We start from the raw sequence: 13448 nt of genomic DNA on the forward strand, positions 1-13448 counted from the left end.
ATGCAGATCGAGAACCACAAGACGGACATCCTGATTCTTGGCACGGGCGGGGCAGGGCTGTTTGCCGCCCTGCATGCCAAGAAGGCCAATCCTGCGCTCAAGGTTTCCGTGGCGGTGAAGGGCCTGCTCGGCAAGTGCGGTTGCACGCGGATGGTGCAGGGCGGATACAACGTGGCGCTGTCCACAGGCGATTCGGTCGAACGCCATTTCATGGACACCATCGAGGGCGGCAAATGGCTGCCGCGCCAGGATCTGGCCTGGCGGCTGGTCGAAGGCGCGGTCGAGCGCGTGCGGGAACTCGAGAACGAGATCGGCTGCTTCTTTGACCGCAACCCCGACGGCACGCTGCACCAGAAGGCTTTCGCGGGYCAGAGCTTTGACCGCACCGTCCACAAGGCGGACCTGACCGGCATCGAGATCATCAATCGCCTGATGGAACAGGTGCGGGCCCTGGATGTGGAAGAGCTGGAGGAGCACCGCGCCATCGAGCTGATCCCGGCCGCGGATGGCTCCGGCATCGCCGGCGTGCTGTTCATCGACATGCGGCGCGGCACCTACCGCTTCGTACAGGCCAAGGCGGTGCTGCTGGCCACGGGGGCGGGCCCGACGATGTACCGCTACCACACGCCATCCGGCGACAAGACCTGCGACGGCCTGGCGATGGCCATGCGCTACGGGCTGAGCCTGCGCGACATGGAGATGGTGCAGTTCCACCCGACGGGACTGCTGGGAGGCCCGGATACCCGCATGACCGGCACGGTGCTCGAAGAGGGCCTGCGCGGTGCCGGCGGTTGGCTGGTCAATGGCAACGGYGACCGTTTCATGACCAACTATGACGCACGCGGCGAGCGCGCGACGCGCGACGTGGTCAGCCGGGGCATCTACGCCGAAATGCGCGCCGGCCGSACCGGCCCGATGGGTGGGATCTACATCCAGATGAGCCACCTTGGACCYGAGAAGGTGGCCAAGACGTTCCCCGGCATGGTCAACCGCTGCAAGGATTGTGGCTTTGACCTGGCCGGYGGTCGCGTGGAGGTGGTGCCCACCGCTCATTATCTGATGGGCGGCGTGGAGTTCGATGTGGATTGCAGCACGGCTTCGCCGGGACTGTTTGCGGCCGGGGAGGATTGCGGCGGCGTGCACGGCGCCAATCGCCTGGGCGGCAATGGCGTGGCGAACTCGACGGTATTCGGCGGCATCGCCGGCGATTCGATGGCTGCGTATGCCACCGGTGTGCAGCATTGGAAGGAGCCGGACAAGCGCGTCATCCTGCGCGGTATCGAGCGTGCCGAGTATCCGTTCTCGAAGGCTCCCGGCGCCATTCACGATTTGCGCGATGCGCTCGCCCAGACGATGTGGGACGACGTCGGTGTACTGCGCCACGAGGCGGCGATGCGCCGGGGACTGGATTCCATCGCTTCGCACAACGCGGCGCTGCTGGCCATGGGCGTTCCGGATGGCGACCGCCGCTACAACGTCACCTGGCATGACTGGCTCAAYCTGCARAGCCTCGTGGACATGTCCCGCGTGATCACCGTTTCCGCAYTGGCGCGCGAGAACAGCCGGGGCGCGCATTTCCGCGAGGACTTCCCGGAGCCCGGCGATYTGCACGGSAGCCGCTACACCCGMGTGACCGCGGACGGCGAYGATATTCGYCTGGACATGGTGCCRGTGAAGTTCGACATCGTRACGCCAGGCACGTCCCTGATTACCGGTGAGGCCGGTCAACCCCCAAAAGTTGCWGCATAGAGGACCGCTACGATGACCATCTCCATCGATCGGGTCGAGGAAGCCGCGTTCGAGATCATGAAACGCGCGGCGATCGAGATCCCCAAGGACTACAAGCAAGGCATCCAGGCGTTGCAGAAGACCGAGACCGGCAAGCTGCCGCGCTTCGTGATCCACGCCATGCAGGACAACTGGGAAGCGGCGGACCAGGACCGGCGCCCCATGTGTGCCGATACCGGGCTCCCACGCTACTACGTCAAGGTTGGCAACAACGCTTCGGTGCAGCGCGGCTTCGTCGCGGTCGAGCGCGCGCTGCGCAAGGCCACGGCCGATGCCACGCTGGCGGTGCCGCTGCGGCCCAATCGCGTGCACCCGCTYTGGCGCACGGACAACAACAATAACGTCGGCATCAATGCGCCGGAGATCGAGTGGTCGTTCGAGCCCGACGCCGACTGGGTCGACATCACGACCGTGCACAAGGGCGGGCTGTTCGGCACCGACTACCGGATGCTGTTCCCCGGCGACGGCATCGACGGYATCAAGCGATTCGTGCTCGATACGCTGATTGCCTTCGGCAAGCGCGGGCTGGCATGCCAGCCSGCCATCGTCGGCATCGGCCTGGGCGGCTCGAAGGATACCTGCATGCAGCTTGGCAAGCAGGCGGCCTGCCTGCGCGTGGTGGGCGACCGCAATCCCGATCCCAAGATCGCCGAACTCGAGCGCGAACTGATGACGCTGGGCAACTCGATCGGCATGGGTGCCATGGGCTTCGTGGGCTCGTCGATGGTGGTGGACTGCCATATCGAGGTAGGCCACACCCACACGGGCGGGATGCCGATCAGCCTCCACACGTTCTGCCTGTCGTCGCGGCGGGCAACGGCCCGGATTCACCCGGACGGCAACATCGAATATCGCACGGACCCCCAGTGGTTCACCCCATACCTGCGCAGGGAGACGGTCGAATGGTAAGCCCCCAAGACGATGAACTGAAGGTCTTCCACATCAATCTGCCAGCCACGACGGAAGACCTCGCAAGACTTGAGCTGGGCTCGGCCGTCTACTTGACCGGCCTGGTCTATACCGCCCGGGAAGGCATCTACAAGAAGGTGCTCGATGAGGGCCTGGAGGCACCGGTGGAACTGCGCGGGCTCAGCAACGTGAACTTCCACTGTTCACCGGCTGCGGCGCCCAACGAGGACGGCGGCTACAACGTAGGCGCGGTGACCGCGACGGCAAGCTTCCGCTTCTCCAAATGGATTCCCAAGTGGATGGAGAAGACGGGGTGCCGCATCTTTATCGGCAAGGGTGGCATGCCCGCCGACGACTACAAGCGCGTGCTGGCGCCCGGCGGGGCGATCTACCTCACAACCGTCGGCTATGGCACGGGCGCGCTGCTTGGGCGCGGCATCAAGCGTGTGCAGGACGTGTTCTGGCTGGATGAACTCGGCATTGCACAGGCGATGTGGATGTTCGACGTCGAGAACTTCGGTCCGTTTATCGTCGAGAGCGACCTGGAAGGCAATTCGCTGTTTGCGCAGCACGCGGAGGTCATCAACGCCGGGATCGACAAGCTCTACGCCGGCCTCAAGCCGCCGGCGCTGCACAGGTACGGCGAGACCGACGATCGCAAGAACGAGGTGATGTAAGGCCATTCCCGCATCCAACCAGCCAGGAAGACGACATGATCATTGATTTCAGACTCCGCCCGCCGGTCGGCGGCTTTCTCGACACGTTGATGTACTCGGCCGGCGAGCGGCGCGACGGCTTTACCCGGACSGTTGGCTTCGAGCCTTCCCCCGCAGCGCAACGACAGTCCATGGAACTGCTGCTCAAGGAGATGGACGAAGGCGGGGTCGACAAGGGCGTGGTGGTCGGTCGCCTTGCCGGCACGCTGGGAAGCGTCTCCAATGAAGACGTCGCACGCATCGTGGGCGACTATCCGGAGCGCTTCATCGGTGCCGCCTCGATCGATCCGACGAACCGCGTGGCRGCGTGCAAGACCATTTCGGATGCGGTCGCCCACGGGTTCAAGGCCATCAATATCGAGCCCGGCTCCTACCCGGTTCCCATGTACGCGGACGATCGACGCCTCTATCCGATCTACGCGCACTGCGAGGATCTGGAGGTGCCGGTGATCATGATGGTAGGCGGAACAGCCGGCCCGGACTTGAGCTACTCCGACCCCGTGCGCACTGATCGCGTGCTGGCGGACTTCCCTAAGCTGAAGGTCGTCGTTGCGCACGGCGGCTGGCCCTGGGTGACCGAGATCCTGCATATCGCGTTCCGCCGCCCGAATATGTACCTTTCGCCKGACATGTACTTCTCGCGGATGCCAGGCTGGGAGGAATACGTCAAGGCCGCGGATTCCTTCCTCGCMGAYCGCATGCTGTACGCAAGCTCGTTCCCATTCTGCCCGGTACGGGACTACAAGCAGTGGTTCGAAACATTGCCGATCCGTCCCGAGAACCTCGAAAAGGTGATGGGTGGCAACGCCCGCCGCCTGCTGGGCATCTAGAGTTCGACATGGACGTCAAGACGCTCTACACGCTGGTAGCCATCGCCGACCGGGGCAGCTTCGCGGAGGCCGGCAATGCTATCGGCCTGACGGTATCGGCCGTCAGCATGCAAATGCGCTCGCTCGAAGARGAGTTGGGCATCACGATCTTCGATCGTAGCCGCAGGCCGCCGGTRTTGACGGAYGCCGGCCTCGCCTTCACGAATCGCGCCCGAGACCTGCTGACCCACTGGGAGAGCATGAGCGCGGCCCTCAAGCGCGATGCGGCTGGCGGTGTGCTCAAGCTCGGCTCGGTTCACACCTGCGTCTCCGGGGTGTTGCCGCTGGCCTTGAAGCGCCTGCACCAGCAGGGTCATCGCATCGACATTCACCTGACCACGGGCCTGACACACGATCTGGAACGGGCGGTGCACCGGCGGCAACTCGATGTCGCCGTTGTCACCGAGCCGGAGGTTCCACGCCTGGACCTGCAGTTCATGCCTTTCTTCAACGAAGAGTTTGTCGTGATCACCCACGCCACTACGCGCGGCGATTCGGACAAGGGTGTGCTGGAAACCACGCCTTATGTGCGATTCAATCGCACGGCGCGCGTGGGCCTGCTCGTTCAGGAAGAAATGGTGCGACGACAGATCGCCGTCCGCTCGACCATGGAGATCGACACGCTCGAAGGCGTCATCGCGATGGTSGCCAACGGCCTGGGGTCGTCAGTGGTGCCGGCCCGTGGCGTCGAGAACGAATTTCCGGCGTCCATTCGCACCATTCCGTTCGGCTCGCCGCCGCTGATGCGTCGCATCGGGATTCTGGTGCCGCGCGACAACCCCCGTGCGCATCTGTCGAGGTTGCTGCTTGACGCATTGACCGCTGTCACGACACCCGCCAGCACACCGGACGACGGCCGCCCGAAGCTGGTGCAGAAGGGCTGACGCATGCGGTAAGGACGTATACGAAAGTCGCATACGAAAGCGACGCCACACAAAGGAGACAACGATGAACGCAGCAAGCACTGGCAAGGCCATCTGGCATTGGTTTGGACGAGGGCGGCACGGGTTGAGCCGGATACGTCAGCATCCCGTTGTGAAAGAGCTGTGCGGCGATGCGGACGCCAGGCGATACAACACATCGACCGCGGCAGCCATGTTTGCGTTTGCGATTGCTCCGCTAGCCATGGTGCCGGCTCACGCGGAGGAATGGCCGGGCAAGCCGATTCGTCTGGTAGTGCCGTTTGCCGCGGGCGGCGCGACCGATCTGCTTGCACGTGCGGTGGCCGTGGAACTGGGCAAGCAATGGAAGCAGCCCGTTGTCGTGGACAACCGCCCGGGTGCAGGCGGTGCCGTGGGCGCGGAAGCCGTAGCCAAATCCGTGCCGGATGGCTACACGCTGCTGCTCGCCTCCGGCAGCATGTTCACGGTCAACCCGTTCATCTATCAGAAGCTTCCCTACTCGGCTGAAAGCTTCGAGATGATCAGCAAGATCGCCAGTGGGCCGATGGTGGTGACGGTCAACACGAAGATTCCGGCGAAAACGATGACCGAGCTCATCGCTTATGCAAAGGCCAACCCGGGMAAATTGACCTTCGCGTCGGCAGGCAACGGTAGCCAGGTGCATATCGCCAGTGAAGCGTTTGCCGACGCTGCCGGCATCGACGTCGTGCATGTGCCGTACAAGGGCGAAGGACCGGCCTATGCGGACCTGATGGCGGGCACGGTAGACATGACAGTGGGGAACATCAATGCCATCTCCCCGCTCCTCAAGGGCGGCCGCCTTCGCGCGCTTGCCGTGACGGGCAACGAACGGTCCGCGCTGCTTCCTGACGTGCCGACTGTCGCGGAGGCGGGGCTGGAGGGCTTTACGTTCTATGGCTGGTTCGCGCTGATGGCGCCGGCCGGCACGCCAAAGGCGTTGACGGCGAAAATGTATGCCGACCTGGAGCGCGCCGCTGCAGAACCGGGCATGCAGCGCTATCTGGCCGCGCAAGGCATGGCCAGGACGATCACGCCGAAAGGTCGTCTTCCCGAGGAGATTGCCCAGGAATCGGGGCGCTGGAAGCCGCTGGTGACAAAGCGAAAGATCTCCGCCAACTAGGACGGGCACAGGGCATGGGCACTGAACATTACGCAGCCCTCGGGGCAACAGTGGTTGGCGCCTACACGGTGTTCGGACTCACCGGCTTCGGTGCAGCGATGGTCGCCGTGCCGATCCTGGTGCAGTTCATCCCGCTGCAGTTCGTGGTGCCGCTGCTGCTTCTGCTCGATCTTGTGACGACCACAATGGTTGGCCTGCGYAACTGGAGCGCTGTGTCTCGTCAAGAGCTGTCCCGCCTGATCCCGTTCATGATGGTGGGCGTGGCGCTCGGTACGACCGTACTGGCCAAGGTCGAGTCCCGCTGGCTGCTTGTCGGGTTGGGACTCTTTGTGCTMATCATGACGGGGCGGACGCTCCTTGGCGGCGCGCATCGGGAGGAAGAGGCGGCSAGGGGGTGGTCAGTGCCGGCCGGCGTCGTGGGCGGTGTGTTCAGCGCATTGTTCGGCACCGGAGGTCCGGTCTACACCATGTACCTGTCCCGGCGACTTCCGCGGATCGACGAGTTTCGCTCGACCATCGCGGCTGTCATCATGGTGAGTGCGCTGGTGCGCCTGACAGCATTTGCATACAGCGGATTGCTGTTTCAGAGTGATYTGCTGCGCAGTGCCGTGTTCGCCCTGCCATTCGGCCTCGTCGGCCTGGCGATAGGTTCTCGCCTGCGTCGTCGGATCTCGCCCSACGCGGTGCGTCGCGCGCTCTTGGTCCTTCTCTGCATCAGCGGCGTTTCGGTGCTCTGTCGCGGCTTGTTGATGCATTGAGACAAACTTAACAGGATTTTTATCGCGCTCGACGCCATCTTGATGCAGCTTGTATCTGAGTCCGCATACGCTTGATTTGTCACCGTACGATATCAATCGAGGATAAAGATGTGGCTCAGATTTGCACTTGGCRGCCTTGCGATGTTGGCGGTAGTTGCCCTCTTCTGGTTCCAGTTCCGACTGGCAAACAAGGTCTCCCGCGTGGAGGACGTCGCTTTCGATCATCTGGAACACAAGGCAAAGTCGCATTGACCCCGCAGCGGGGCCATCAGACGGTTCAGAACGTGTACGCCGCCGACAGGTAGACGAAGTTTGTATTGTGGCCGCCCACGGCGCTGAGGACTTTTGCCACGTCGACATGCACCAGGCCGGCATTCATGACAATGTGCCGGTCCACCTGCCAGTACACGTCAAAGGCAAGTTGGCTGCCCGTGTAGCGCCCGGCGCGACCCGCCGTGCCGGGAATGGGCGTGGCCACGCTCGTGTAGACGGCATCGTTGGTCGTCTGTCGCCAGATAAAGTCCCAGGACAGGGTCAGCTTGAGTCGCGGAATCGGCTTTAGCGTCAGGGACGGCTGTAGGTCCATGACATTCGATGCACCCAGTAGTCCTGCCTGATTGAAGTACGCCAGTTTTGGAAACAGGCCGCCATACGTGCCCAGCTTTCCGTCGCGCGGATTGGTATCACCRCTGCCGATGGTGGCCTTGATGCCCGCACGCGCCTTCCAGTCGGCGACGGAAAATCCATAGCCGGTGTCGGTGGAGAAGCCCCAGGCAAGCAAGTCCTGCGCGCCAAAACTGCCAAACTGTCCCAGGGCTTCCCAATCCCAGTCCCACTGACCGTGCGTGCCAAAGACCCGCCCACCAACGGAATGCCGTCGCTCCACGCCGGTTCCGATGCTGTACAGCGCGTGGTTGTTCTCGAAGCCAAGGTAGTAGACGTCGATGCCCGATGACGGCACAAAGGTTTTGGGGAAGGTCGAGTAGACGCCCCAAAAGGCCTGCGACTGATTGGGCCGATCGTCGAAATCGCCCGCCTTCAGCAGCACCGGCCGCGTGGCAAACGCATCGATCTTCACACCGCTGTTTGTAGCACCACCCACGCGGACACCATCGAAGGCGCGCCGGACGTTTGGCGCATCCCGCACCGACACCAGCCGTTGCGCGCCGAATGCCATYTCCTGACGCCCGACCCGCAGCAAGGCGGTGTCCATCGTGCTGCCTGCCTTYGGCACATGCACATCGACAAACGCCTGTTGCACGTCCACCCGGTCTTCGTAAGGCGGTATGGCGACCTCCTTGCCCGGCGCCAGATGATTGCCGAGTTGCACGAATGCGCGCAGATAGTCGCCAGCATGCACGTCGGCATGGAGGAGGAGGCGATGCAACAGGTAGCCGTCCGCCGACGGGCCCGGCACGCCGAAGTTCGGCGCCGAGTAGGATTCGAAGCGCTCTCGAATCTCTCCGCCCAGGCTCAGATAGATGTCCGGTGAACCGAGCGGCCGATACTTGATCGCGTCCCAGGGGTCGCTACGGCGCGCCGGATCTCGCAGATAGCTGTAATCCTCGTCGTAGCGAAGAAAATTGTATGGGGGCGGTGACGGCTGGGCGCATCCATTGGACGACATGCCCGCGAGAACGCAGGCCAGTACCACCGGCGGCGCGGACGCTCTTATCGACATGCGTGACATTGACCACTCCTGCGATCAAGGAACCGGCAGGGCCGCCAGGSCCATGCCGGTTCCGACGCTTAGCGCGCGGAGTCCAGCGCCTCGCCCTTCTTCTGCACGTCTTGCGCCTTCGCGTAGCTTTCAATCAGCAACTGGTAGGCCGGGAAGATCTTCGTGTAGATCTCCGCCCATTGCTGCGCGTCATCGCGATGCCACGTGCGTTGCAGTTCGGAGGCCACGCCGGCGGTATCCATCGGTACCACACCGGCCTGCACCACGCGGGCCAGCGTGATTTCCTGCGCCATCTTCGAGTAGGTGCCGGAAGCATCCACTACGGCGAAAACCCGGTACCCGTCAGCCACGGCGCTGATGGACGGGAACGCCATGCACACACTCGTGATGGTGCCGGCGATGATCAGGGTTTTCTTGCCYGTCGCTTCCACGGCGGCGACGAATTCGGGGTTGTCCCATGCATTGATTTCGCCTTTGCGCGCGACGTACTTCGCGTGCGGTGCGTTCTCGTGAATCTCCGGAATCAGCGGGCCATTGGGCCCTTGTGGCACGGAAGCCGTAGTAATGACCGGCAGCTTGCACAGCGTCGCCATCTTTGCCAGGGCGGCGGCGCGCTGGCGCAGTTCCGGCATGGGCATATCGCCTACGGTCTGGAAGAGACCGCTCTGATGATCGATCAGCAGCATCGCCGAGTCGTCCGGGTCGATGACAGGTCGCTTGCCGTTGAAGTTGGCGGGTTGGGACATGATGGGTCTCCTGGGTAAGGGGCGGTGGCATCGCACCGTGTGGAAGGTCTGGCCGCTMGCGACCATTCGTCGGATGGAGAAAGCATAGGATTGGGACGCGGGACGCACTAGAGTGCTAGATTGGACGTCATAGTCCTATCTGGTGAACGATGAAGGGAGAAGGAAGTGGCGTGCAGGACCTAAATGACCTCTACTTCTATGTGCAGGCGGTTGAGCACGGCGGATTCGCGCCGGCTGGCCGCGCACTGGGAATGCCCAAGTCCCGGCTTAGCCGGCGCATCGCCGTCCTGGAGGAACGACTCGGCGTTCGGCTGATCCAGCGCTCGACGCGCCGCTTCACCATGACCGAGATTGGCCGCACCTACTACGAGCATTGCAAGGCGATGCTGATGGAGGCCGAGGCTGCACAGGAAGCCGTGGAGCTGACGCGCGCCGAGCCGCGCGGTACCGTCAGGGTGACCTGTCCGGTGGCATTGCTGCACGCGCACGTCGGCGACATGCTGGCCAGGTTCATGGCCGCGCACCCGCAGGTGATCGTGCATCTGGAAGCGACCAATCGGCGCGTGGATCCGGTCGGCGATGCTGTGGATGTTTCCATCCGCGTCAGGCCGGCGCCATTGCAAGACAGCGACCTTGTCATCCGCGTGCTGGCGGAACGCAGGCAATGTCTGGTGGCCAGTAGCGCCCTGGTAGAAGGGCAGCGCGAGCTGCCACGCGCGCCGGCTGATCTCGCCGACCTGCCAAGCCTTGCACTGGGCGCAACGCAGGCGGAATACGCCTGGACGCTGTTTGGTCCGGATGGGGCGCAGGCGGTGGTGCGACATCGCCCGCGCCTGGTGACAGGCGATATGATTGCACTGCGAGCCGCAGCACTGGCAGGTGTCGGTATCGGCCAGCTGCCGGTGATGATGGTACGTGAGCAGTTGAACGCGGGGCAGCTGGTACGGCTCCTGCCGGACTGGGCACCTCGCGCCGAACTGCTTCACGTCGTATTCCCGTCCCGGCGCGGCGTTTTGCCAGCCGTACGCGCATTGATCGAGTTTTTGGTCGAGAGATTTGCCGAAATGGACGAGGAGTAGGGGCAGGCCGCAGTAGATSTCGAGCAGGCGTCTTTGCGGCGGTCTCTTCACCCCAATCCGATTTGGCATGTTTCCTGCCTTGTTGAGGCTATCGCCAAGCGCCCCCTCGAATCCGCAGGAAAGATGAAGATTCAGTCGGAAATTTCTGCAAGGGCGCCGCTTTCAGACAGACAAATCGCATGAAGGATGAATACCGCCGGCACCCACTGACACCCGACGACACGWTTCCGGCCGCGTCCGGTCACGCGGCGGACAACTTCGTCCGCGTGCGCGGGGCCCGTGAGCACAACCTCAAGAACGTCGATGTCGATATCCCACGCAACGCGCTGGTCGTATTTACCGGGGTCTCGGGGTCCGGCAAGTCCTCCCTGGCATTCGGCACGCTTTACGCGGAAGCGCAGCGGCGCTACTTCGAGTCGGTGGCCCCCTATGCCAGACGGCTGATCGAGCAGGTTGGCGTGCCGGAGGTGGATGCGATCGAAGGGCTGCCGCCCGCCGTCGCGCTCCAGCAGCAACGCGGTACGCCGAATGCACGTTCCACGGTTGGAAGCGTCGCCACGCTGGGGAGTCTTGTCCGCATGCTCTATTCGCGCGCGGGCACTTATCCGTCCCGGCAGCCGATGCTGTACGCCGAGGACTTCTCGCCCAACACGGTGGAGGGCGCCTGCCCCACGTGCCATGGTCTGGGGCGCATCTATGATGTGACCGAGCAGTCGATGGTGCCCGACGATACCTTGTCGATACGCGAGCGCGCCATCGCGGCGTGGCCGCCCGCATGGCACGGGCAGAACCTGCGCGACATCCTGGTGACGCTCGGTTACGACGTGGACAAGCCGTGGCGCGAGCTGCCGAAGAAGGACCGTGACTGGATCCTGTTCACCGARGAACAGCCCACGGTGCCGGTGTACGCAGGATTCACGCCCAAGGAGGTGCGCGCCGCGCTCAAGCGCAAGATGGAGCCGAGCTATCAGGGCACGTTCACGGGCGCCCGTCGCTATGTTCTGCAGACCTTCGCCACGACGCAGAGCGCGCTGATGAAGAAGCGCGTTTCGCAATACATGATTGGACGCGAATGCCCGGCCTGTCACGGCAAGCGGCTCAAGAAGGAAGCGCTATCGGTGACGTTTGCGGGCATGGACATCGGCACGTTCGCGAACCTTCCGCTTGCCCGCGTGGCGGAGATCATGCGGCCGATTGCGCACGGCGAGTGGGCGAGCCCCGAGGCAATCTCCGGCGCGGTGCTGAGCACGAAGGCGATGCGCGCCGCCACGGCGCGGCGCGTGGCGGCAGGGGGATCCGCACACAAGGCGGCGCCCGACGTGCGACGCACGCCCAACCTCTCCGACGAAAAGCGGCTGGCCGCGCAGCGCATCGCGGAAGAGCTGATGGAGCGGGTTTCCACGCTCATCGATCTCGGGCTCGGGTATCTGTCGCTGGACCGCAGCACGCCGACGCTGTCATCGGGCGAATTGCAACGGCTGCGGCTGGCCACGCAGCTATCTTCCCAACTGTTCGGCGTGGTCTATGTGCTCGACGAGCCCTCGGCCGGGCTGCATCCCGCCGATGGCGAAGCGCTGCTGGTGGCGTTGCGACGATTGAAGGCCGCCGGCAACTCGCTGTTCGTGGTCGAACATGACACACAGACCATGCGTCACGCGGACTGGATCGTAGACGTGGGGCCGGCCGCTGGCGAGGGCGGCGGCCACGTGCTCTACAGCGGGCCGCTCGACGGGCTTGCCGCGGTGCAGGCATCGCGTACCGCAGCGTATCTGTTTGGCGAGCAACAGGTGCCGCTGCGAGAACCCCGCGAACCCGCTGGGTGGCTCAAGCTCGTGCATGTCGCCCGCAACAATCTCCACAAGATCGATGCGGCGATACCACTGGGGTGCTTCGTGGCGGTGACGGGTGTCTCGGGATCGGGGAAGTCGAGCCTGATCAGCCAGGCCCTGCCGGAGYTGGTGAACCGGCATCTTGGCCGCGCCAACGATAGCGATGCCGACGAGGAGCGCGATCCACTGTTCGCGGTGACGGATACGCCGACAAGTGGGCGCGTGGCGGGCGACCTGGAGGCGGTGCGCCGTCTGGTGCGCGTCGACCAGAAGCCCATTGGCCGCACCCCGCGATCGAACCTCGCTACCTATACCGGGCTGTTCGATCATGTCCGCAAGCTGTTTGCCGACACCCCCGCCGCGCGCAAGCGGCGCTATACGCCGGGACGATTTTCCTTCAACGTCGCCCAAGGCCGTTGCCCCACATGTGAAGGCGAGGGCTTCGTCAGCGTGGAGCTGCTGTTCCTGCCGAGTGTGTATGCGCCGTGTACCGCCTGCCACGGCACGCGCTATCAGGCGCAGACGCTGGAAATCACCTGGCAAGGCCGGAATATTGCCGAGATCCTCGACCTGACYGTCGATGCGGCATGCGAAGTCTTTGCGGATGAGCCTTCGGTGATGCGRTCGCTGAAGGCGTTGCAGGACATCGGATTGGGATACCTTCGATTGGGGCAGCCGGCCACCGAGCTGTCGGGTGGCGAGGCACAGCGGATCAAACTGGCCACCGAACTGCAGCGCGCCCAGCGCGGCGACACGCTCTACGTGCTGGACGAACCCACCAACGGACTGCATCCGGCCGATGTGGACCGCCTGCTCCTGCAACTACAGGAGCTGGTGGATGCGGGCAATACCGTGGTCGTTGTCGAGCACGACATGCGTGTCGTGGCCCAGGCGGATTGGGTGATCGACATGGGTCCGGGCGCCGGAGAGCAGGGCGGCCGCGTCGTGGCTAGCGGCCGCCCCACCGATATCACCAGCGTGGCGACGAGCCGCACTGGCGAATATCTGGCAAAGGAATTGAGTTGACCCG

Annotated in this window: 11 protein-coding genes; 9 read left to right on the plus strand and 2 right to left on the minus strand. The window is 63.9% G+C overall.

The window, feature by feature from the left end; genetic code table 11:
- From AB4Z27_RS18035 to AB4Z27_RS18065, 7 genes are all read left to right on the plus strand, one after another.
- Positions 1-1749 carry an L-aspartate oxidase gene (locus AB4Z27_RS18035; RefSeq protein ID WP_441644951.1) on the plus strand — a complete coding sequence of 583 codons (1749 nt, stop codon included), beginning with the start codon at positions 1-3 and terminating at the stop codon, positions 1747-1749.
- Between the two features lie 12 nt (positions 1750-1761).
- Positions 1762-2697 carry a fumarate hydratase gene (locus AB4Z27_RS18040; RefSeq protein WP_441591337.1) on the plus strand — a complete coding sequence of 312 codons (936 nt, stop codon included), beginning with the start codon at positions 1762-1764 and terminating at the stop codon, positions 2695-2697.
- Positions 2691-3374: a fumarate hydratase C-terminal domain-containing protein gene (locus AB4Z27_RS18045; protein ID WP_441644952.1), complete on the plus strand. Its 684-nt coding sequence runs from the start codon at positions 2691-2693 to the stop codon at positions 3372-3374. The genes AB4Z27_RS18040 and AB4Z27_RS18045 overlap by 7 nt, the downstream gene beginning before the upstream one ends.
- Positions 3375-3409: 35 nt before the next feature.
- The gene (locus AB4Z27_RS18050; RefSeq protein ID WP_092293575.1) at positions 3410-4243 is read left to right on the plus strand and encodes an amidohydrolase family protein; all 834 of its coding nucleotides are present in this window, start codon (positions 3410-3412) and stop codon (positions 4241-4243) included.
- Between the two features lie 8 nt (positions 4244-4251).
- On the plus strand, positions 4252-5166 hold the full coding sequence (locus AB4Z27_RS18055) for a LysR family transcriptional regulator (protein WP_092293573.1): 915 nt from the start codon (positions 4252-4254) through the stop codon (positions 5164-5166).
- 64 nt (positions 5167-5230) lie between these two features.
- Complete coding sequence (locus tag AB4Z27_RS18060) at positions 5231-6325, plus strand: Bug family tripartite tricarboxylate transporter substrate binding protein (protein WP_092293571.1); 1095 nt, start codon at positions 5231-5233, stop codon at positions 6323-6325.
- Between the two features lie 14 nt (positions 6326-6339).
- Complete coding sequence (locus tag AB4Z27_RS18065) at positions 6340-7083, plus strand: sulfite exporter TauE/SafE family protein (protein WP_441644953.1); 744 nt, start codon at positions 6340-6342, stop codon at positions 7081-7083.
- Between the two features lie 277 nt (positions 7084-7360).
- Here the strand turns inward: AB4Z27_RS18065 and AB4Z27_RS18070 are convergent, their stop codons facing one another.
- Positions 7361-8773 carry an alginate export family protein gene (locus AB4Z27_RS18070; RefSeq protein ID WP_441591339.1) on the minus strand — a complete coding sequence of 471 codons (1413 nt, stop codon included), beginning with the start codon at positions 8771-8773 and terminating at the stop codon, positions 7361-7363.
- A 59-nt stretch (positions 8774-8832) separates the two neighbouring features.
- Positions 8833-9510 (minus strand): hydrolase, encoded by a 678-nt coding sequence (locus tag AB4Z27_RS18075; protein WP_092293565.1) that lies wholly within the window; start codon positions 9508-9510, stop codon positions 8833-8835.
- Positions 9511-9680: 170 nt separating this feature from the next.
- On the opposite strand from AB4Z27_RS18075, the gene AB4Z27_RS18080 reads away from it, so the two are divergent.
- Positions 9681-10589, plus strand: a complete 909-nt coding sequence (locus AB4Z27_RS18080; protein ID WP_092293563.1) for a LysR family transcriptional regulator — start codon at positions 9681-9683, stop codon at positions 10587-10589.
- 179 nt (positions 10590-10768) lie between these two features.
- The gene (locus AB4Z27_RS18085; protein ID WP_441644954.1) at positions 10769-13444 is read left to right on the plus strand and encodes an excinuclease ABC subunit A; all 2676 of its coding nucleotides are present in this window, start codon (positions 10769-10771) and stop codon (positions 13442-13444) included.
- The last annotated feature ends 4 nt before the right edge of the window (positions 13445-13448 follow it).

This window comes from Cupriavidus sp. KB_39 (assembly GCF_052114485.1).
Taxonomy (GTDB): domain Bacteria; phylum Pseudomonadota; class Gammaproteobacteria; order Burkholderiales; family Burkholderiaceae; genus Cupriavidus.

Excerpts from the sequence above, each read along its gene's own strand:
- AB4Z27_RS18045 (WP_441644952.1), top strand. The coding sequence starts at position 2,691 with ATGGTAAGCCCCCAAGACGATGAACTGAAGGTCTTCCACATCAATCTG.